At 58.3% G+C, this 1,125-nt stretch carries 1 rRNA gene; it reads right to left on the reverse strand.

Going from position 1 to position 1,125, the window contains the following annotated elements:
* Positions 1 to 1,125: ribosomal RNA gene (locus AF1_RS32665) — 23S ribosomal RNA — on the reverse strand; the annotation flags it as partial.

Raw genomic sequence — 1,125 nt, forward strand, 5'->3', positions numbered from 1 at the left:
CGAGCCGACATCGAGGTGCCAAACCATCCCGTCGATATGGACTCTTGGGGAAGATCAGCCTGTTATCCCCGGGGTACCTTTTAGCCGTTGAGCGACACCACTTCCACACGTAGGTGCCGGATCACTAGGCCCTGCTTTCGCACCTGCTCGACACGTCCGTCTCACAGTCAAGCTCCCTTGTGCCCTTGCACTCGCCACCTGATTGCCAACCAGGCTGAGGGAACCTTTGGGCGCCTCCGTTACACTTTAGGAGGCAACCGCCCCAGTTAAACTACCCACCAGGCACTGTCCCCCACCCGGATCCACGGGTGCGGGTTAGACGCTCAAAACGACCAGAGTGGTATTTCACCAGCGACTCCACCGGCACTGGCGTGCCGGCTTCACAGTCTCCCACCTATCCTACACAAGACGCTCCAAGCGCCAATGCCAAGCTATAGTGAAGGTCCCGGGGTCTTTCCGTCCTGCTGCGCGAAACGAGCATCTTTACTCGTACTGCAATTTCGCCGGGCCTGTGGTTGAGACAGCGGGGAAGTCGTTACGCCATTCGTGCAGGTCGGAACTTACCCGACAAGGAATTTCGCTACCTTAGGATGGTTATAGTTACCACCGCCGTTTACCGGCGCTTAGATTCTCAGCTTCGACCCCCAAAAGGGATCTAACCGGTCCTCTTAACGTTCCGGCACCGGGCAGGCGTCAGTCCGTATACCGCGTCTTACGACTTCGCACGGACCTGTGTTTTTAGTAAACAGTCGCTTCCCCCTGGCCTCTGCGACCCCACCCAGCTCCCACCGCAAGGGCGTTCACCAGGCGTGGTCCCCCTTCTCCCAAAGTTACGGGGGCAATTTGCCGAGTTCCTTAACCACAGTTCACCCGATCGCCTCGGTATTCTCTACCTGACCACCTGAGTCGGTTTAGGGTACGGGCCGCCGATACACTCGCTAGAGGCTTTTCTCGACAGCATGGGATCACTCACTTCACCTAAAACGGCTCGGCATCACATCTCACCCTCAACGGCGCACGGATTTACCTGCACACCGGGCTACATGCTTACCCCAGGACAACCATCGCCTGGGCTGAGCTACCCTCCTGCGTCACCCCATCACTCACCTACTACCCCCTCGGGCC

The organism is Actinomadura formosensis NBRC 14204, from assembly GCF_001552155.1.
GTDB lineage: Bacteria > Actinomycetota > Actinomycetes > Streptosporangiales > Streptosporangiaceae > Spirillospora > Spirillospora formosensis.